The organism is Pukyongia salina (assembly GCF_002966125.1).
Lineage (GTDB): Bacteria > Bacteroidota > Bacteroidia > Flavobacteriales > Flavobacteriaceae > Pukyongia > Pukyongia salina.
Map to the genome: position 1 here is coordinate 131,483 of NZ_CP027062.1, position 21,140 is coordinate 152,622.

17 protein-coding genes are annotated in these 21,140 nt (G+C 41.8%); 13 read left to right on the top strand and 4 right to left on the bottom strand.

What is annotated here, in order from left to right:
* Positions 1–18: 18 nt before the first annotated feature.
* The 5 genes from C5O00_RS00695 (at position 19) to C5O00_RS00715 (ending at position 5,378) form a co-directional block, all read left to right on the top strand.
* Positions 19–3,135: an NACHT domain-containing protein gene (locus C5O00_RS00695; protein ID WP_105214026.1), complete on the top strand. Its 3,117-nt coding sequence runs from the start codon at positions 19–21 to the stop codon at positions 3,133–3,135.
* A 116-nt stretch (positions 3,136–3,251) separates the two neighbouring features.
* Entirely contained in the window at positions 3,252–4,007 is a 756-nt protein-coding gene (locus C5O00_RS00700; protein ID WP_105214028.1) for a DUF2971 domain-containing protein, read from the top strand.
* A gap of 114 nt (positions 4,008–4,121) precedes the next feature.
* Positions 4,122–4,571: a helix-turn-helix domain-containing protein gene (locus C5O00_RS00705; RefSeq protein ID WP_158676743.1), complete on the top strand. Its 450-nt coding sequence runs from the start codon at positions 4,122–4,124 to the stop codon at positions 4,569–4,571.
* Between the two features lie 38 nt (positions 4,572–4,609).
* Positions 4,610–5,005: a VOC family protein gene (locus C5O00_RS00710; RefSeq protein WP_105214031.1), complete on the top strand. Its 396-nt coding sequence runs from the start codon at positions 4,610–4,612 to the stop codon at positions 5,003–5,005.
* Between the two features lie 76 nt (positions 5,006–5,081).
* Complete coding sequence (locus tag C5O00_RS00715; RefSeq protein ID WP_105214033.1) at positions 5,082–5,378, top strand: DciA family protein; 297 nt, start codon at positions 5,082–5,084, stop codon at positions 5,376–5,378.
* 215 nt (positions 5,379–5,593) lie between these two features.
* Here C5O00_RS00715 and C5O00_RS00720 read toward each other — a convergent pair whose 3' ends face one another.
* Together C5O00_RS00720 and C5O00_RS00725 are read right to left on the bottom strand one after the other, a co-directional pair.
* Positions 5,594–6,013 (bottom strand): nucleoside-diphosphate kinase, encoded by a 420-nt coding sequence (locus C5O00_RS00720; protein ID WP_105217534.1) that lies wholly within the window; start codon positions 6,011–6,013, stop codon positions 5,594–5,596.
* Positions 6,014–6,079: 66 nt separating this feature from the next.
* Entirely contained in the window at positions 6,080–7,132 is a 1,053-nt protein-coding gene (locus C5O00_RS00725; protein WP_105214035.1) for an alkaline phosphatase D family protein, read from the bottom strand.
* Positions 7,133–7,212: 80 nt separating this feature from the next.
* Between C5O00_RS00725 and C5O00_RS00730 the strand changes: the two genes are divergently transcribed.
* The 3 genes from C5O00_RS00730 to C5O00_RS00740 are packed head-to-tail and all read left to right on the top strand — an operon-like array spanning position 7,213 to position 9,905.
* Positions 7,213–8,235: a DHH family phosphoesterase gene (locus tag C5O00_RS00730; protein ID WP_105214037.1), complete on the top strand. Its 1,023-nt coding sequence runs from the start codon at positions 7,213–7,215 to the stop codon at positions 8,233–8,235.
* Positions 8,225–8,776 (top strand): gliding motility-associated peptidyl-prolyl isomerase GldI, encoded by a 552-nt coding sequence (gldI, locus tag C5O00_RS00735; protein ID WP_105214039.1) that lies wholly within the window; start codon positions 8,225–8,227, stop codon positions 8,774–8,776. The genes C5O00_RS00730 and gldI overlap by 11 nt, the downstream gene beginning before the upstream one ends.
* Before the next feature lie 13 nt (positions 8,777–8,789).
* On the top strand, positions 8,790–9,905 hold the full coding sequence (locus tag C5O00_RS00740; protein WP_105214041.1) for a peptidylprolyl isomerase: 1,116 nt from the start codon (positions 8,790–8,792) through the stop codon (positions 9,903–9,905).
* A gap of 32 nt (positions 9,906–9,937) precedes the next feature.
* Here the strand turns inward: C5O00_RS00740 and C5O00_RS00745 are convergent, their stop codons facing one another.
* Positions 9,938–11,398, bottom strand: coding sequence for an aminoacyl-histidine dipeptidase (locus C5O00_RS00745; protein WP_105214043.1), 1,461 nt, complete (start codon positions 11,396–11,398; stop codon positions 9,938–9,940).
* Between the two features lie 85 nt (positions 11,399–11,483).
* Between C5O00_RS00745 and C5O00_RS00750 the strand changes: the two genes are divergently transcribed.
* From C5O00_RS00750 to C5O00_RS00770, 5 genes are all read left to right on the top strand, one after another.
* Positions 11,484–12,554, top strand: a complete 1,071-nt coding sequence (locus tag C5O00_RS00750) for a DUF3810 domain-containing protein (RefSeq protein WP_105214045.1) — start codon at positions 11,484–11,486, stop codon at positions 12,552–12,554.
* An 88-nt stretch (positions 12,555–12,642) separates the two neighbouring features.
* Positions 12,643–15,600, top strand: coding sequence for an amidohydrolase family protein (locus tag C5O00_RS00755; RefSeq protein WP_105214047.1), 2,958 nt, complete (start codon positions 12,643–12,645; stop codon positions 15,598–15,600).
* Positions 15,601–15,607: 7 nt separating this feature from the next.
* Positions 15,608–16,900: an amidohydrolase family protein gene (locus tag C5O00_RS00760; protein WP_105214048.1), complete on the top strand. Its 1,293-nt coding sequence runs from the start codon at positions 15,608–15,610 to the stop codon at positions 16,898–16,900.
* 107 nt (positions 16,901–17,007) lie between these two features.
* Positions 17,008–19,434, top strand: coding sequence for an alpha-L-rhamnosidase-related protein (locus tag C5O00_RS00765; RefSeq protein WP_105214049.1), 2,427 nt, complete (start codon positions 17,008–17,010; stop codon positions 19,432–19,434).
* 9 nt (positions 19,435–19,443) lie between these two features.
* On the top strand, positions 19,444–20,310 hold the full coding sequence (locus C5O00_RS00770; RefSeq protein ID WP_105214050.1) for an alpha/beta hydrolase: 867 nt from the start codon (positions 19,444–19,446) through the stop codon (positions 20,308–20,310).
* On the opposite strand, the gene C5O00_RS00775 is transcribed toward C5O00_RS00770, so the two are convergent.
* On the bottom strand, positions 20,303–21,112 hold the full coding sequence (locus tag C5O00_RS00775) for a DUF6503 family protein (RefSeq protein ID WP_105214051.1): 810 nt from the start codon (positions 21,110–21,112) through the stop codon (positions 20,303–20,305). The two genes, C5O00_RS00770 and C5O00_RS00775, sit on opposite strands and share 8 nt — an antisense overlap.
* Positions 21,113–21,140 lie beyond the last annotated feature (28 nt).

Below are 21,140 nucleotides of genomic sequence, written 5' to 3' on the forward strand. Positions count from 1 at the left end.
GGCAATAATTTGAACTGAATGAATAAAATAACCTCAAAATTAATTGATAATTTACCTGATGTCATCAAAAATGTTGTTGACTGGACAAAGAATAATTTTGATGAAAATGCTCAAGAAGTATTAGATAATTCTACTGGAACCGCTGGAATAATAATTAAGTTATTTGGTAAAACTCTGATAGATAAATACTTTGATAAACTTGAAAAAAATAAGCTCAAAGATTTTGGAGAAAAAATATATCTTAAGTCAGCCTTTATTCAAGCAAATAATTCAATTGAAAAAATAGAAGATGATTTAACTAACTCGTTATCTGCCAATGATTTTTCATTGATTTATGAATCCGTAGTCGACAGAGAAATTAAAACGTTTCATTCTTCCGATATACTGCTAATATTTCAACCTGAATATCATCCATCTATAAACTTTGTAAAAAATAACTATTTAAATATTCTTAAGAAACTTGGGATTAAAACAAGTGTAATTAATAAATTTATTTTAGATTTTAATACAAATATCAGTTCTGAAGTTGAAAAAAACTTCGGCAAAAGTTATGAGGAGCATTTAAAACAAATTTCTGAATATGCATTAGACAAAAATGAGACTAAATTACTTTGGGATACCTCCAAATTAGGTGTAATAGGATTTACTTCAAATGAAAATCTTAAATATGAGGAAACGTATGGCATATGGAAAGATGTAAATACATTTAAAAGTTTTGAAAGCGAGAATGAGAGTTTATATGAAGAAAATGTTAAAGAAAATGAAAGAGAGAAAAAACTAAATCCAGTATTAGAATTGATTGAAGAATATTTTAAAATCAATTCGGAAAATAACCTAGACAAAATTTTATTTATAGTAGCAGATTTTGGTAAAGGTAAATCGGTTTTTCTAAAACATTATGCCTCTAAACTTGCTAAAAAATACATTAACACTAGAGAGGGTGAATTTCCAGTCTATTTTAATTTGCGAAATTTTCATAATTATTCACACAACACAAAACTTGGAGTAATAGAAGATTATTTATTAACTGAATATGCAATTGATATAAAATCAGAAGAATTTGCTAAAAAGAAATATGTGTTTTTAATAGATTCATTAGATGAAAGTGGTGAGTTAAATAAAGTTAGTATTGAAAAAGTTATTAACTCTATTCAACAAATACAAAATATTGATAAACAAAAGTATAGGACTAATAAAATTATAATCACCACAAGACCTTTTGACGATGGATTAGACCAACATTTAAAATGTCACAAACCCAAAACCAGATTAAATGAAGCAAAAAGAGAAATTCCTCAATTTATTTCAATATATGGCTTCAAAAAAAATCAATTCAATGATTGGCTAATTTCCTCGTTAAAAAATGCACCTAGAATCGATATCTCAAAAACAACTGGAATTATAAATAAAGTATTAACAGCTGTTTATGAAGATGGAGAATACGACATTTACAAAGCATTAGTTGAAAATAAAACATTGTCAAAAAGTGAATTAAGAAGACCGATTTTCGCCTATATGATTTATCAACTAATCTTAAATAATGTAAATTTTCTTGAGGTTGGTAAAATAGGAGTTTATTTATCATTTCTAAATCTTCTTTCGAAAGATGCAAAGCACATTAACGACCCAGGTTACAACGTAAACTTAAGTGAAGAATTTGAGTATCGAAATTTACTTCATTCAATTTCAGCATTATGGATGTTTGAAAGGCATCAAGGTAAGCAAGGTTCTTTAAAAAAAGCTGATATATGTCGAGTTCTTGACGGAGATAACCGCCACGAATCGGACAATGAAATATTGGAACGCTATAAAAACAAAAATGTTACGGAAATTGAATTTTTATCTCATTCATATTTTGGTGAAAACGATAATAAATTACATTTTCAACATCAATCTTTCGCAGAGATACTATTGGCGGAGTATTATTTGAAAGTGTTTATTAAATACTCGTTAGACAAAGATTTCAATATAGCGGAAGCCAGAGCAAAACTTCTTCTAGGTTTTCCAACTGAACAAACAATTAGATTTTTTATTGACCTATTAATTTTATTAAAGGATTCAACCAACGACATAAAAGCTTCGGAAACAATTGAAAAAAGAAAATTATTGTTTCCATTATTAGCAACGTTGGCGACAGAAAAAAACAATAACCTATTCTGTAATAGCTTATACTACGAGTGGTTCAACAAATACCCTATAAAACCAGATGAAATAGAATATCCAATAGAACTAATTGAAGATTGGGCTTTTAATAAATCTAAAATTGACAAGATACTTGATTTGTGCAAGGAAATAATAAACTCAAATAACACTTACTTGCTTACAAAAAGTGATTTAAAATCATCGTTATACGACAATGAGCTAACGTTAATCCAAAATACCTCTATTAATGAATTACCTCTTGATTTTGATAAATGGATAGCTTTACTAGTTGGAAACAGACTATGTAATGACTTAAGCAATATTAACAAACCTGTATTATTCAATAGAGAGTATAAAATAAACCCTAAAAAGTTATTTGACTTAATAATTCAATCTACTAATAGAAGAATAAATGAAAACAATATTCCAGAATGGGGTAGAAATTTATTTAAAGGAATTGATATGAGTCAAATCAACGAACGTACTTCATTATATGCCATTTTGAATCATCTAGATTTCTCATTTAGCTACCTTAAAAATATTGACTTTAGTGGTTGTTTATTAGGAGATACGAAATTTAATCATATAACTTTAGTTAATGTGAATTTTTCACATAGTTATATGTGGAGTACTAGCTTCAAGAATATAAATTCCATAGAAGAATGTAGATGTTGGAACACAATCATTGCGGATTTACTTATCCCTTTTAATTTAATGCCAAATAAAGTTGAAAATAGAAGAGAAATTAGAGAAAATGTTATGTTTAACAACATTAAAATTCCAATTATACCTGATGATAAAAAGGGCAAATTTGAATTTAGATATTTGAGAAGTGTTACATCGATTACGACTGAATTATTTGCTTATTTCTATGCTACAAAGGATATTTCAATTAGAAAAATCAACGAGCTAATTAAATTTCAATCACCTGAAATGAAAAAAGAATATTTAAATGAAATAAAAACTATTGCCAACAACGTATATAAAAAATAGCGTTTTAATGACTTAATCCAAAGAAAACAAATAAACTAAAGGTCAGTTATAATCCAAAAAGTTAGTAAATAAAATCCGTTACTTTTCATATACAAGACCGTTGGCACCAGTTAGAAATGAACGAATTTGAAATAGACGATAAATACAAATTAGTACTGAAACCTGGTGATGGAAATATTTGGGATGTTCTGAAAGATGGAGAACTTATTAGTCATCCGGAATTTCTTTACAAATATTATCCGTTAAATGTATATAGTATTGATTGTTTGTTTCGAAGTTATTTCTATTTGTCCAACCCGAGCCAATTTAATGATCCTTTTGATTGCAATATAAATTTAATCGAAACGGTTGAAGGAATAGAATCAATGAATACTGTTGTAAGAAACAATTACTCTACTGCTGGTGTTTGTTGTCTTTCACAAAATATTGACAACCATTTAATGTGGGCTCACTACACGAATAACTATGACGGTTTTACTCTTCAATTCAAGGATATGCAAATAGAATCACCTTTATCAGATTATAAGGCATATGGACTTCGTCCAGTTATTTACACATCCAGTCCGAAAAAAGTCAATTCTTCCGAACCCTATGCTCACCAGTATTTATTCACTACGAAATTAAAACACTGGGAGTATGAGTCGGAATGGCGAATAGTCACTGACTTAAAAGACAGTAAGCATAGAGAAATGTATTTTGTTCCCGAAAATGTGACTGCTATCTATGTTGGACATAAGGTAGTTGACAATAATATTGGATTGTACAACTTAATACTTGATATACAAGAGCAGAAATATCCGAATGCAATAGTATATGTTGTTTACCCTCATTCGACGGAATTAAAACTGATGTTTGAAAGGGTTCTAAACTAAATTAACTGGTGCCAACAACACATATATCCCATCCCTGGAGTCTCCTTACCCTAAAAACTTCCCACAAAAAATACTATCTTAGAAATATCAATAAATAAGCATCCGGCAGTTTGTGTGGAATCGATCTCGTTGCCACATCATACCACCACCAAAAAAGAATACGCACTAATGACCTATTACGAGAAAGAACTTCATAGAATTCGTGCAATCGTCTATGCTAACGAGGCACAAATAAATACTGTCATTGGTGTTCGCAACTATATCGCTACTAATTACGAGCTCAATGTAAGCCTGGATATGTTGTCCCATATTCAGTTTGTTTCTAAGTTTCACCTTATCCGGCTGTTCAAAAAATACTACGGCCTAACACCTAGACAGTACCTCATCGACAAACGCATAGAGAGATCCAAAGATCACTTGGCAGCGGGAATGACCGTTACCGGGACCTGCTTTGCCGTGGGATTTGAGAGTTTAGGCTCCTTTAGCTCCTTATTTAAAAGGAAAACAGGACTATCGCCAGCGAAATTTCGAAAGGAGCAACTTTCAAGAAGCAAAAGTGAATGAGATGTCTCAAATTTGAGGTGTAATCAAAACATAAAAAGATGAAAGTAACACTCATTAGCATTCCGGTACGGGATCAGGAAAAGGCCCTAAAGTTCTATACAGAAAAACTTGGATTTTTAAAGAAGAAAGACGTACCCCTGGAAGGTGGCAACCGGTGGATCACCCTGGTCTCAAAAGAGGCACAGGACGGCCCGGAACTATTACTGGAACCGGCTCCGCTTCATTTCGAACCCTCTAAAGTCTACCAGGAGGCACTTATGGAAGCGGGAATCCCTTACACCCAGTTCGACGTCACTAACCTGGATGCCGAGTATGAGCGATTAACTAAAAATGGGGTGGAATTTAGCATGAAACCAACCGTGATGGGAACCGTGAAAGTCGCCGTCTTTAACGATACCTGCGGCAATAATATGCAACTGGTGGAAGAGTTGTAGAAAACACCGATCCCTATCTCACCTATAATCCCTAAGAAAATTTGGCTAACGCACAAAACTCCCCTACCTTTATCTTATGGCTAAACGATATGGAGAAAATACATCCCTGGGCGATGTTCTAAAGGAATTTATCCAGGCCAATCGGCTGCAGTCGGGCCTTGACAAGGTAACGGTAAAAGACGCATGGCAGGCAGTGATGGGCGAGGCTATTTCAAAGTACACCAGTTCGGTTAAACTGGAACGGGATACACTTTACGTGAATTTAACTTCCTCGGTCCTCAGGGAGGAATTAAGCTACGGGAAAACCAAGATCGTCTCCCTGCTTAACGAAGCTCTGGGGAAAGAACTCATTACCAAGATCGTACTTCGCTAGAAGAATGTAACCAAACTATTCCCTATCTCACTACAACGCCAATTTGTTTAATTTGGCCTTCCTTATGTGCCAAACCTTTATAAAATAAAAACGCCTCTCCGGGGAAAGGCGTTTCTGCTTGTATTTTTTTCTTTTTCTTCTGAAATAATTCTGCTACGCATCTAGCTGCTTCGTTTCCCGAAACTTATTAGAAGCACCGCCAGAAAGTAGAAGTATTAAAAGGTATCTCTACCGGCAAAGTGGAAGGCTCCTTCGATAGCAGCGTTCTCGTCACTGTCACTTCCGTGTACAGCATTTTCACCTATAGAGGCAGCATATAGTTTTCTAATAGTTCCTTCGGCAGCTTCCGCAGGATTTGTAGCACCAATAAGCGTACGGAAATCCTCTACAGCATTGTCTTTTTCAAGGATGGCTGCTACTATAGGGCCGCGTGTCATATACTCAACCAATTCTCCGAAGAAAGGACGCTCTTTATGGATGGCGTAGAATTCTTTGGCATCGTCGGTGGTCATTTGCGTTAATTTCATCGCAACGATCTTAAAACCGGCTGCATTTATTTTTTCAAGAATAGCCCCAATATGTCCTTTTTCAACGGCATCGGGCTTTAACATAGTAAACGTTCTGTCTGTTCTCATATTTTTTTTGAATTTCGGTGCAAACCTACGTTTTTTGAAAACAGCATACAAGCGATTAACGTTCATTTAATATTGCTGGGTAAACCGCTCGTAAATGAAGTTGTCCTCCCCTCTCAATTCGAAGGTTACCTGCTTTTTGGTGAAGTCGAATAACAGTAATCCGAAATTAAGTCGTTTTACCACATTGCTCACCCTATATTCATTGGCTTCGGTGGCATAAGTGATCCAGGTATGTGTCATCCCGCTGGAGGTAAAATCTACCAGGGGATATCCCAGCCCGGCTTCAGCGTCCACAGAGATCTCCCCTAAATGTCGGTCGCCGCTCAAAATAATTATATTCGGCGCTTTGGCCGTTTTAAGGAGTTCTCTCATCCTTTTTACTTCTGAAGGGAAATTATACCACTTCTCCCAACCGTGTTCCTTACTTAAAAACTGTATACTGCTTACAATTAATGTGAAATCTGCGCTGTCGTCCTTCAATTCTTCTTCCAGCCAGGCCCACTGGGCTTCCCCGAGCAGGGTGCCGTCGTGGTCTTCGGGCCAGGGCTCGTAGCTCCTTTTCGGATTAGTGCTTTTATTGAGTTTTGTGCGGAAATACCGGGTGTCCAGGGAGATCAGTTTTATACTTCCTCTCTCTGTGTTATATACTTCCGAAAAATAGACGCCTTCCCGGTTTCGTCGCTCATCGTCTTTATTTACGCCCATGAAATCCAGGAAGATCGTTTTAGCCTCCTGTTTTTTCTCCCATTCGGTACCGGCGTCGTTCTTTCCGTAATCATGATCGTCCCAGGTTCCGGTAATGGTTGTTTTGCCCGCTAATTGCATGTAGCCGGGATGTGAAAGTACTTTGTCGTAATCGGCTTTCATTTTTGCCATATCGTTGGTATCGGCATATACGTTATCGCCTCCCCAGATAAACAGATCGGGTGCTGTCTCGAGGATGGGTTCCCACAGCGGCTGGGGTCGATCCTGGTCGCTGCAACTGGCAAAAACCAGGGTGTAATCGGCCACAGGTTTGGCCTGATTCTCTTTTTCGGGGGTTTCTTTATTTTTTTCTTCTGAAGGGTTTCCGCAGCAAACCAATAGTAAGCATGGAAGGATATAAAGCAAGGATTTCATGAAAAAGGTGTTGCGATTTAGGTCAAATTTAAGCAATTTGGCTATGACATTCGTTTTAAGAAATTGTATCTTAGCCCCCTATGAATGAGGCCATCACTGCCAGTGCCAAAGCACTGCTCGCCACACCCAAAAATATAGTCGTTGTAGGGCATAAGAATCCGGATGGAGATGCCGTGGGCTCTTGTCTGGCACTTGCCAATACCCTAAACGCCATGGGCCACGAGGCACAGGTGATCATGCCTAACGATTTCCCCGATTTCCTGAAATGGCTACCAGACTGCGAGCAGGTACTCATCTTCGATAAGGAGGTTGAAAAAAGTACCCGCTTTATTAACGACGCCGAACTCATCTTCACCCTGGATTTTAACGCCCTGGATCGTACCGGCGATATGGTACAACCTCTTAGTGAGGCCACGGCAGATTTTATCCTGATCGATCATCACCAGCAACCGGATGATTATGCGGCGGTTATCTATAGCGATACGGCCATGAGTTCCACCTGCGAGATGGTGTTCCATTTTATCGATGCCCTCGGGAAACTTGACCTCATCACTGCCGACACGGCAACTTTACTGTATACAGGCATTATGACCGATACCGGTTCGTTTCGGTATCCGGCTACTTCGGCTACCACCCACAGGGTTATCGCCCACCTTATAGAATGCGGGGTGAATAACGCCGAAATTCATCAGAATATCTACGATACCAACACCCCCGACCGTATCGCTCTACTGGGAGTGGCACTTCAGAATATGAAGATCCTGCCCGAATACAGAACTGCTTACATCACCTTATCCCAGCAGGAACTGGACGAAAATAATTTTAAAAAGGGAGATACCGAAGGATTTGTAAACTACGCTCTTTCTGTTTCCGGGGTGGTTTTCGCCCTTATCTTTATTGAGAACAAACAGGAGCAGATCGTAAAGATCTCCTTGCGTAGTAAAGGCTCCTTCTCGGTGAACGAATTTGCAAGAAAATATTTCAATGGCGGAGGCCACACCAATGCCGCCGGGGGAAGAAGCAGCTTACCTCTGGATAAGACCATTACTGAATTTATTAGTATATTGCCGTCCCACAAAAAAGAACTTACCGATGAATCTTAGATCTGCATTACTACTCGTTCTCGGTTGTATTTTCTTCGTTTCCTGCAAAAGCCCGGAAGCAAGAAAACCTGTACAGCAAAGTTCGGGAAGCTTTATCAAAGAATCTGCTAAGCGAAATAAGGTACTTTACAAGAAAGAAGAGGCGCGAATTGCCAGTATAATGGAGGCCAATCCGGAGCATGATTATTTATCTTCCGATCGCGGTTTCTGGTACTACTATAATGTAAAGGATAGCCTGGACGTTCCCACACCCGATTTTGGCGACGTGGTTACATTTACCTACAATATTCAGTCCCTGGAAGGGGAACCAATACTTACCGAAAGCGAGACAGGGCTACAAACCTATAAGATAGACCAGTCTAACCAGGATCTTATATCAGGGTTGCGCGACGGTGTAAAACTGATGAAGGTGGGAGAACAGGTAACTTTCCTGTTTCCTTCCTATAAAGCTTATGGTTACTACGGTCTTGAAGATAAATTAGGAACCAATGTCCCTGTTAGGAGTACAGTAACCCTTAAATCTATTCAACAATCACAATAAACTAAAAATAAAAATGAGAAAACTATCACTGTTATTGATCCTGTTATTATCGGCAACTGTTTTTACAGCTTGCGAGGATAAATATCCGGACCTTCCGGAAGGTGTATATGCAGAATTTGTTACTAACAAAGGAACTTTCGTTGCAAAACTTTACAACGATCGAACTCCCATCACTACGGCCAACTTCGTTTCGCTGGCAGAGGGAACCAATAAGATGGTAGATTCCATCCACCTTGGGAAGCCTTATTACAACGGTTTGATCTTTCACCGTGTGATCAAGGATTTTATGATCCAGGGAGGAGACCCTAATGGTGACGGCTCGGGTAATCCGGGTTACCGTTTTCCCGATGAGTTTGTAGACAGCCTGAAACACGACCGTAAAGGAATTCTTTCCATGGCCAACTCGGGTCCTGCTACCAATGGGAGTCAGTTTTTTATCACCCTGAAAGAAACACCCTGGCTTGATGGCAAGCACACAGTGTTTGGTGAAGTGGTGATAGGACAGGAAATAGTAGACTCCATTGGTGTAACCCCTACAGAGAAACCCGGCGATAAACCGGTTGAGGATGTGGTTATGCAAGAGGTGAATATCATAAAACGCGGCAATGTGTCCGTATTGGACTTTGCAGAGGAATTAAAGAAGATCGAAGCCCAACAAGAGGCGAAGAGACAGGCTCTTGAACGTCTGGCTATCGATAAGGCGGTTTCCTTCGTGAATATGAAAATGGAAGCAGATTCTACCGAGTCCGGACTTAAATACGCATATCAGGAAAGAGGTGACGGTCCTAAACCTAAAGATGGGCAGGACATGTTGATCAATTACACCGGATACTATACTAACGGGCAAATGTTCAATACCAGCTTACTTGAAGTGGCCGAGTTATACGATAATGTAAAACCGGCTAAAAGAGACCGAGGACAATACGTGCCTATCGTTACCAATACTAACGATCCCCGCTTGATCCCGGGATTCCGTGAAGCCCTACAGATAATGCGTGTTGGCGATAAAATGACCATCTTCATTCCTTCTCACTTAGGATATGGAGAAGCAGGAAACAGGCCATATATCCCGCCAAATACAGACCTTATCTTCGAAGTGGAATTTTTGGAAATTCCAACAGGAGAATAATAAAGAAAAAGCCCGATTCGATCGGGCTTTTTTTATGCAGTTTTTTTAGGAATATTTGCGAGGATCTCCTTCACGAATTCCCAGAACTTTTGTGTGGAAGAAATGCTGGCTCGCTCATCGGGGGAATGTGCCCCTTTGATATTTGGCCCGAAGGAAATCATATCCATTCCGGGATAATTCTGCCCCAGAATACCACATTCCAGCCCAGCATGACAAGCAGCGACATTGGCTTTTTCGCCATTCATCTTTGTGTAAAGACCGTCTAGCACCTTTAGGATCGGGCTATCCATATTGGGTGCCCATCCCGGGTAATCTCCCGTAAAGGTTACTTTGTATCCTGCCAGCGTGAACGTGCTTTTTAAGGTATTAGCGAGATCTGCTTTAGAAGATTCTACCGAAGACCGGGTAAGACATTCTATCTTGATCTGCCCATCATGAACCGCCACTTTTGCAATATTATTGGAGGTTTCTACGAGGTCTTCTATGGCGGGACTCATCCTGTACACTCCGTTATGAGCAGCTTGTAAGGCATGTACCAATTTCTTTTTTGCTTCAAAATTCATCCTTAAACCGGGAACTGCAGTTTCTACAGCCGCGATGGATAATTCGGGTTCGAGTAGTTTATATTCTTCGGAAATTGCCTTGCTCATTCTATCGAAAGCTTCCTTAAAATCTTCTTCTGAAGCAGGATCCATAACCACCGTTGCCACACTTTCGCGAGGGATGGCATTCCGAAGGCTACCTCCGCGGATCTCCACAATTTCCATGAGATCTAAAGTGGCATACAACAGCCTGTTCATCATTTTATTGGCGTTCCCCAGGCCTTTTATGATATCCATGCCGCTATGCCCGCCCTGCAAGCCTTTTACAGTGATCTTATAGGCTTTGTAAGCCGAAGGGACTTCTTCTTCCTTATACTCTCCCATGGCCGTCACATCCACACCACCTGCACAACCTACCCCGATCTCATCGTCTTCCTCGGTGTCCAGGTTAAGCAGGATCTCACCTTTTAGCAAACCTCCTTTTAATTCCATGGCTCCGGTCATCCCGGTTTCTTCGTCTATTGTGAAAAGTGCCTCCAGGTCCGGATGAGGGATGGTATCGCTTTCAAGTATAGCCATGATAGTTGCTACTCCCAGGCCATTATCGGCACCAAGCGTAGTTCCCTTAGCCCTTACCCAATCGCCGTCTACGCACATTTCTATTCCCTGGGTATCGAAATCGAATTGCGTATCGTTGTTCTTCTGATGCACCATGTCCAGGTGCGACTGCATCACTATGGCCTTGCGGTTCTCCATGCCGGGGGTGGCTGGTTTCCGTATGATGACATTTCCAATATGATCAACTATTGTCTCCAGTCCCAGGTCTTCACCAAATTTCTTCATGAAGGCGATCACGCGCTCTTCTTTTTTTGAAGGCCGTGGTACGGCATTCAGATCGGCGAAATTTTTCCAGACTGCTTTGGGTTCGAGATTTCGAATGGCTTCGTTCATAGATTTCAGAATTAAAGCACAAAATTAAACTATTCGCCTAGTGCTAAAAAATTATTGATAAGAGAATTCTTTGTAAGTTTGAAATATGCACCGAAAAAGAACGCGCCTCATCCTTGCCCTGCTCCTTCCCGTTCAGGTTCTTCTTTTGCAGATACTGAAAAACTTTCCGCATTTTGTCGAAACGTATTACAGTCAGGGTCTTTACCCGGTCATCTCCAAAATATCTCGCTATGTATTTGGATGGGTCCCCTTTTCGGTAGGTGATATTTTCTATTTACTTATTGCGATCCTCGCCATAAGGTGGTTATACAAAAATGTAAGGCGGCTTAAATACGAGGCTGTGCGATTCTTTATTGATATAGTAGCAACGGTCTCCTTGGTTTATTTTGTTTTTCATCTGCTTTGGGGCCTGAATTATTATCGCGTTCCCCTGCATCAAACCCTGGATCTGGACCGCGACTACACCACCGAAGAACTAGTAAGTACCACCAAACGATTAATCGCAAAGTCCAATGAGCTCCATAGGCAACTTGGTTATCCGGACAGCGTGAAAATCGATCTGCCCTATACCCAGCGGGAGGTCTTTAAAAAGTCTTTGGATGGTTTTATCAGGCTGGCCGATGAATATCCCGACCTGGCCTATAGCCCAAAAAGCATAAAGAAAAGTGGCTGGAGCCTTGGCCTCACCTATATGGGTTATAGCGGGTATTACAATCCGTTCTCCGGGGAAGCCCAGGTAAATAATTTGATCAAAACCTATAAGTTCCCGGTGGTAAGTTGTCATGAGGAGGCGCATCAAATAGGATTCGCCGCCGAGAACGAAGCTAATTTCATTGCTACGCTGGCAACCATTAATAACAGCGATCCGTACATACAGTATAGCGGCTATATTTTTGCTTTGCGGTACTGCGTTAACGAGATTGCCAGAAGGGATATGGACACCTACCATGAGCTACTTGAGACCATCAATCCGGGGATCCTGGCAAGCTACAAGGAAATGCGAGACTTCTGGGAAAAATATAAGAATCCGTTTGAGGACTTCTCCAAAGGTTTTTGGGATCAGTTTCTGAAAGCAAATAACCAGTCCAGGGGGATCATGAGCTATAGCTATATGGTTGCCCTTGTAGTTAATTATTTTGAAGACAAACCTTTTTAAAATTAATTGTGCTGTTAAAGGAAGGTTAAGAATTTACATCTTCCTTTCACCTTCCTTATATTTAGATTCTTTTTTAAAAAACAACCAAATGAAAAAACTCTCACTAGTTGTAGTGGTGTTTTTTAGCTTTTCCTTTGCTTTCGCGCAGGATTATTTTCCGAAGAACGACGGGGTTAAAGAAAAAAATACCAATTACACGGCTTTTACCAATGCCAAAATTTACATCACTCCCACACAAATTGTTGAAAATGGTACCCTACTTATCCGCGATGGAAAAGTAGTGGCGTCCGGCAAATCTGTTACCATCCCAAAAAATACGATAGTGATCGATCTGGAGGGCAAACATATTTACCCATCCTTCATCGATCCGTACACCGGTTTTGGTGTGGAGAAGCCCAAACGGGCACAGGGACAAGGAAGGTCGCCGCAATACGACGCCTCAAGAAAGGGCTTCTACTGGAACGACCATATCATGCCCGAGAATAAGGTAATTGCGAAATTCGAGTATGACAAGAAAAAAGCTTCCGATTTCAGGAAGGCTGGTTTTGGGGTTGTGAATACTCATATAATGGACGGTATTGCACGAGGAACCGGAGTGCTGGTGGCGCTTAATGACGAGGACGATGCAGCAACGAGAATTCTGGACGATGCTTCTGCTCAATTCTTTTCTTTCAGTAAGAGTGTGACCAGCAGGCAATCCTATCCTTCTTCCCTCATGGGATCCATGGCCTTGCTTAGGCAACTACACTGGGATCTGGATTGGTATGCCAAAGGCAACACCAATACAAAGGATCGCTCTTTGGATGCGCTTCTGGCGAACAAAGGACTCCCTGCAATTATAGAAGCCGGTAATAAATCTAACGATCTTCGTGCAGACAAGATCAGCGATCAATTTAACCTCAACTATATTATTGTTGGCGGTGGAGACGAATACGAATTGATCGATGAGATCAAGGCCACAAATGCACAATATATCATTCCGCTTAATTTTCCCGATGCTTATGATGTAAGCGATCCTTTCGCTGCCAAATACATCTCCCTGGAAGATATGCGAAACTGGAACCAGGCGCCGGTGAATCCGAAAGCGCTTTCAGATAAGGGTGTGACCTTTGCACTTACTACCCACGAATTGAAATCTCCTTCCGAATTACAAGGAAAAATGAAGAAGGCCTTCGAGTATGGTTTCGATAAGACCCAGGCCCTGAAAGCCCTCACCACCATCCCTGCGCAATTACTGGGCAAAAGTGATAAATTAGGAACCTTACAGCCCGGACGCTATGCCAATTTCCTGATCACTTCGGGAGATGTTTTCGACGGTGAGACAACCATGTACGAAAACTGGGTACAGGGAAGAAAACACGTTATAACCGATATGGGGCAAAAGGATATTCGTGGAAAGTATTCGCTAAATGCCGGAGGAAAGACCTACGAATTGGATATTAGTGGAGCTGCAGGAAAGCCCAAGGCGGAAGTGAAATTAGGAGAGACAAAATTCCCGGCAAAACTTGAGTATTCAGACAATTGGGTGGTGCTTTCGTTCAAGGATGAAGAAAAGGGAGAATCCTTCAGGTCCACGGCCATTATTCCGAATACCGGAAATAATATCTCCGGTAAAATGGTATTGCCAACAGGTCTGGAAACCAGCTTCACTGCAGTTAGGACAGGGGATGCAGAGGCTTCAGAAAAGAAAGATAAAGAGAAGGAGAGCACTGTAGAGATGGTGCCGGTTACCTTCCCTAATGTGGGGTATGGTTTTAAAAGTAAACCTCAGCCACAAAATATACTGTTTAAGAACGCCACAGTATGGACCAGCGAAACCGCCGGAGTACTTCCCAATACGGATGTACTGGTGAAGAACGGTAAAATAAGTAAAGTAGGAAAGAATCTAAGTGCCGCCGGCGCAACGGTTGTAGATGCTACCGGGAAACACCTAACGGCAGGTATCATTGATGAACACTCGCACATTGCGGCATTGTCCATCAACGAGTCGGGGCATAATTCTTCGGCAGAGGTAACCATAGAAGATGTGGTTGATCCCGAGGATATAGATATCTATCGAAACCTGGCTGGTGGAGTAACCTCCATTCAGGTGTTACATGGTTCGGCCAACCCGATAGGCGGGCGCTCTGCCATCCTCAAACTTAAATGGGGTGAGAACGCAGAAAACCTGATCTACGATAATAGTCCGAAGTTCATAAAATTCGCCTTGGGTGAGAACGTAAAACAGTCTAACTGGCAAAGTTTCAGCAGGTTCCCGCAAACGAGAATGGGTGTGGAACAGTTGTATGTGAACTATTTCAACAGGGCCAAGGAATACGATGCGAAAAAGAAGAGCGGACAGCCATTTCGCTATGATGAGGAGATGGAAGTCCTGGCAGAGATCCTTAACGGAGAGCGTTTTATTAGCTGTCACTCTTATGTACAGAGTGAGATCAATATGCTGATGAAAGTAGCCGAGAAATTCAATTTTCGGGTAAACACCTTTACCCACATCCTGGAGGGTTATAAGGTTGCCGATAAGATGGCTGCCCATGGCGTGGGCGGTTCTACCTTTAGCGACTGGTGGGCCTACAAATACGAAGTGAACGATGCCATCCCATATAACGCGGCTATCATGGCCAGCCAGGGAGTTACGGTTGCTATAAACAGTGATGATGGGGAAATGTCCCGCAGACTAAACCAGGAAGCCGCTAAAAGTGTTAAATACGGAGGTATGAGCGAGGAGGAAGCCTGGAAGATGGTGACCATCAACCCGGCAAAATTGCTTCACCTGGACGACCGCACCGGTAGTATAAAAGAAGGAAAGGATGCCGATCTGGTATTATGGTCCGATCATCCGCTGTCGGTCTACGCCAAAGCCGAAAAGACCATGATAGACGGTACGGTATATTTTGATATTGAAAAAGACAAGGCACAGCGACAGGCTATTCAGGCAGAACGTGCCAAGCTTATTAATATGATGCTTGCTGAAAAAAACGGTGGTGGTAAAACCCAGGCTCCCCGTGGCAAGGAAAAGATCCGATTTGAATGTGAAACCATAAACTAATCCAACCATGAAAGCAATAAAACAAATTTTAATAGTGATAGCTGTGAGTGTTGGATTACAATCCTACGCTCAGCAAACTCCTGCGCCTGCACAGAGCGGTGCAATAACCATTAAAGGTGCCACAGCCCATATAGGTAATGGAACCGTTATAGATAACAGTGTAATCGTCTTTGAGAACGGAAGTATTACCGCCATTGGTGGCTCCGGCACTGCTTCTAAAGGTAGGGTTATCGATGCAACGGGAAAACACGTTTATCCAGGCTTTATCGCCCCCGCCAAGTCGTTAGGGCTAATAGAAGTTAATCAGGTACGAGCCAGTAATGATGAGGATGAAATAGGTGAATTTATTCCCAATGTGAGGTCCCTTATCGCTTATAATGCCGAGAGTAAGGTCGTGGAAAGTATGCGTCCTAACGGCGTGCTGATAGGACAGGCAACACCTCAGGGAGGTAGAATTTCGGGTACTTCCTCCATCGTTCAGTTCGACGCATGGAATTGGGAAGATGCTGCGGTAAAAGTAGACGACGGCGTCCATATGAACTGGCCCGGTAGTTACAGTCGAGGCAGATGGTGGCTGGGAGAGTCCAGGGACTGGAAACCCAATAAGGACTACAGCAAAGACCTGGAGGAAATAAAAGTTTACCTCAGAAATGCCAAAGCTTATAATGCTGCCGGTGATACATCCAAAAATGAAGGCTTTGAGGCCATGAAGGGATTGTTCGACGGGAGTAAGAAGTTGTATATATATACCCAGGGTGAAAAAGAAATGATCGATGCAGTAACCCTCACCAAAGGCGAAGGCGTTAAAGATGTTGTGATCGTTGGTGGGTACGAAGCGTACAAGATCATCCCTTTTCTTAAACAACACAATATCCCTGTCTTGGTAAGGCAAACGCATTCTCTACCCTATAGAGCCGATGATGATTATGACCTTCCGTATAAGTTACCGAAGATTTTGGTTGATGGCGGATTGCTGGTAGGATTACAAAATGCCAGTATGTCTAATTTCCAGACCAGGAATTTGCCTTTCTATGCCGGACAACTGGTGGGACAGGGAATGGACAAAGAAACAGCCTTGAAGCTAATTAGCGGGAACACCGCCAAGATCCTTGGGATAGACAATAAATACGGAACCCTGGAAGTGGGTAAAAGCGCCACACTCTTTATTAGCGAGGGCGACGCCCTGGATATGCGAACCAATATTCTTTCACATGCCTTTATCGACGGACGTGAGCTGTCGCTGGAAACGCATCAGACAGAACTCTGGAAAAGATATATGGGAAAATACTCCGGGAAGTAACGATCAATTTAATAGAGAAAGCAGCCTCAGGGCTGCTTTTTCATTTTATATATTTTTTCTGAAATCAGACAAAGTAGGTATATTTATTCCTCTCCAATACCCCTTATATGAGAAATTTTATCCATTTCGCAACCGCAGCCTTATTGATAGTAAGCTGTACCTCAAAAAAAGAAGAAACTTCCTTGGCACAAAGTACTTCAGACAGCCCGTTCATTGAAGGTAAGGAATCCTATTTAGGTTCACCTTATGTAACGGCCGGAGACCGGGTTTATATGGTAGGGTATCAGGATGGAACCTTCCCTGAGATTGGCTGGCACATCAAAGGAGAAATGGGTGGCATTTGGGATCATCCCATTAAATTGATGGATGGGTTTCAACTAGACCTGATCCTGGATGGGGAAACTGTTTCTCTGGAGAAAGCAGATCGTTTTATTAATTATCCCTTCGGAAATAAACACATCTATAATTTAGAATCCCACGGATTGCAAGTTGAAAGATTTCAATTTGTTCCGGATGAGAAGGAGGTAGTGATCGTTCAATTCAGCATAAAAAACCATAGCGAAACAGAGAAGAAAGGAACGCTAAAATTTATAGGTTCAACAGATCTAAGGCCTACCTGGCTCGGCGATCGAACCAAGATGATCGATTCCCGGGATATTGATTTCGACCCTGAGTCTGATGTGTGGGTTGTAAAAGACAGTTTAAATTCGTGGTATACAATGTTTGGTGCCGACAGGCCCAGCGACTCCAAGGAACGACACAGTTCGGAATATAAGGGCAATGGGTTTAAAGCATCCTTAAACTACGACATCAGTGTAAATGCGGGAGCCACAGAAACTATTCAATTTGCTATCGCCGGCGCCTATGATCTCGACGGATCAAATACAGCCAAAGAAAGGATCTATGCAAATTACCTGGATATTATGGAGGATCCCGACACCTGGATCCCAAAATATCTGGCAGAAAAGAAGGCACGTTACGAGGATTTGGCTGGTAGAACTAAATTAACCATCCCCGACAAGGACATAGAACAGGCATTTGAGTGGGTGAAATACAATTGCGATTGGCTGGTTCGCACCGTTCCTGAAATAGGATCGGGTATTGGTGCGGGAATCCCCGATTATCCCTGGTGGTTTGGGGTTGATAGTGAATACGCCCTGCAAGGATATATGGCTATAGGCCAGCGGGAACCGGTCTACAATACTATAAAACTACTGGATAGTGTGTCTGAAGCCGTTAACGGTAATGGTCGTATTATTCATGAGATGTCTACCAACGGCGCTGTCTTTAACCCCGGAAATATTAATGAAACGCCACAATTTGCCAGCTTGATCTGGAAAGTGTACCAGTGGAATGGTGAGAAAGAGTTTCTTCAGAAATATTACTCCACCATTAAAAAGGGATTGGAATGGTTGATGACCGAAAAGGACGCCGACGGAAACTTATTTCCGGATGGTTTCGGGATGATGGAAATTCACGGCCTGGATAGCGAAATGATCGACGTAGCTGCCTATACCTATAAGGCATTTAAGGATGCTTCGTTTATTGCCGATGCCCTGGGTGATTACCAAATGGCGCAGCAGTATTACGAGACTGCCGAAAAACTGGCGGCGAAGATCAACACCCAATTTTGGAGCGAAGAATTTAACTCTTACGCCGATTTCATTGGCACCGATAAACAAGCGCTGAAACTTATCGAGGATGCCATCGTACGTGCAGACACCCTTAATAAACCCTGGGCTGTGGAAGAGTTAAAGAAAACGAGAGAGGCGATTTTAAAAAATCCGTCGGCCACTCCCAGGCCCTTTGTACTCCACCATAACTGGGTAGTGAACACTCCCATGGAGGTGGGCCTTGCCAGCCCGGACAAAGCCCAAAAAGCACTTGCCACTGCCGAAAACTACGTAAATCCGTTTGGGGTATTCGTTACCGGGATCGACAGGGACGAGTCGGCCGGATCTGATGACGGCTCGTTTAAAGGAAGTAAGATATTTTCGTATACCGGGGCGGTAATGACCTTACCTACCGGCGTACAGATCGTTGCCGAAAATAACTACGGCAGACCCGATATGGCGCTTAATTATCTCAAAAGAATGACCCGTACCTTCAGCTATGCCTTACCCGGAAGTATCTACGAGGTCTCTCCGGATTACGGCATGGTAACTCAAGCATGGAACGTTTACGGATTTGCCGTTCCTGTGGTCGAGCAATTCTTCGGTATCACACCCAACGCGGCCGATAAAAAAGTGACCATTCGTCCGCAGATGCCATCCACCTGGAAAAACGCCTCCCTGGAAAACGTGCTGGTTGGAGACAATGAGATCTCCATTTACTTTTCAGAAAAAGAAGGTATGCAAACCGTAGAGATCTCTCAAACCAAAGACAGCTGGCAGGTCGAATTCCAATTTCCCGAAGGGGCTACAAAGATCTCCTCACAAACAGAAGGAATTGAAGTAAACACCAAAGAGGAAACCGGAGTTTCTGTGGTGAAATCTAATCTTAAAAATTTTCGGGTTGCCTACCAGCCTGAGTGATCATCTTCTATGAGGATATTTACAACATTATTGGTTTGCCTCCTGCTGTGCAGCTGTAATGAGCCCGAGCATGTACCTCATGGAAGCGTCCTTACCAAGTCGCTGAAATCGGTGATCCTCAACAGGGAGATCGGGTATAATATGTATCTGCCTGCTTCCTTTAACGAAGAGCAACCATTGCTAGATATTATCTACTTGCTACATGGCCATGGAGGTGATCATCACGACTGGTTCGAGGAAGAAGAGGGAAACGTGGCCCATTTGCTGGATTCGCTTATTGCGGACGGTGCTATCCCACCAATGGCAGCCGTTAGTATTAATGCCGGTAATTCGTGGTATGTGGATAGCAAGGAAAAGATGGAGCGATTTTACCTGGATGAATTCTTGCCTCATTTTGAAAAATCTGTTGGATACAAACATAAATTGGGCAACCGCAACATGGCAGGGAATTCGGCGGGTGGCTATGGTGCTTTGCGATTTTCGCTACATCGCTCCGAACTTTTTAATAGCGTGATCCTTTTGAGTCCGGCAGCATACGAACCTCTTCCTCCTGCGATCTCATCTTCCAGAAAAGTGGAAGCCTTCGCTTTCAACGGAAAGTTTAGTGATTCGCTCTGGCGATCCTATTCGTACACAAAACGTATTGACGAGTTACTGTTGGCAAACAAGAGACCACAATTTCATATTTCGGTTGGTGACGATGATAATTACAATATCGTTCCGGTAGTTACGAGCCTTCAACAATTATTTCTGAAAAACGGAGTTTCCTGCGAGTTGAGGGTAACTAATGGAGGCCATGACTGGCAAACCTGGCGAAAGAATTTTTCGGAGGCGCTGGCCGAAGTTTATAAGTCTAAAACCGCGTCTGCTAATTAGTAAGAACCTTTGCTTCAGACGGAACTTTAAAGACCGATGCATTTAGCACAGTCTCGGTGAGCGTTACTTTTTCGAACTTTACGTTATTTCGAGCCTGCACCGGCTTACCATTTTCTATGGTGTACCAGGTAAGAGTCTTTGGAAGTTTTACGCCATTCACATCCTGCCATTCGCTGTATTTAATATACTTCCAGGTATCGCTCTTCTCATTTTCATGGTAGGTAACCGTATAGCCAAGCCAGGCCATTTCGTAAGTTTCGGGATGAAAGTAAAGTATATATTCATCTTTGGGAGAAGTTCCCACGCCCTCTTTGTAACTAATTTTAATTCCCTCATAAACTTCACCGTCCAGTTCGGTCGATTTCACCTCGTGGTATTCTATGCCGGGATCGGCCAATACAAATGGCATCGCATAGAAATAGAACATTAGGTTGTAATAGAAAACAGGATCGCCCTTATAAGCATTCTCCTTGTTTTCATGAAACCAGACATCCTCACCATTAAATCCCATCGACCAATTGGGAGCTTCGATCTTCGTTTTTCGGTCGGGTAAGGAGATTGTATGTGTTTCGGTTCCGGTTCTGCTGGTGATCTCAAAACAAAGGTTATTCATTTGGTCCCAGCGATCGAGTCCGCCGTGAACTTTAAAAACTTCTTTCAGCGAAACGGGATACTTCAACATCCTTGCGGTGTCTTCAGAAATTGGTATGGTATCGTGAATTACAGGTTGTGGATCTTTTGTTTCCTCCTTACATGCAAATAACAGGGAAGAGGCTACAATAAGCAGGATTATATTTTTCATTCTAAACAGGTTTGTCAAGTTAAAAATA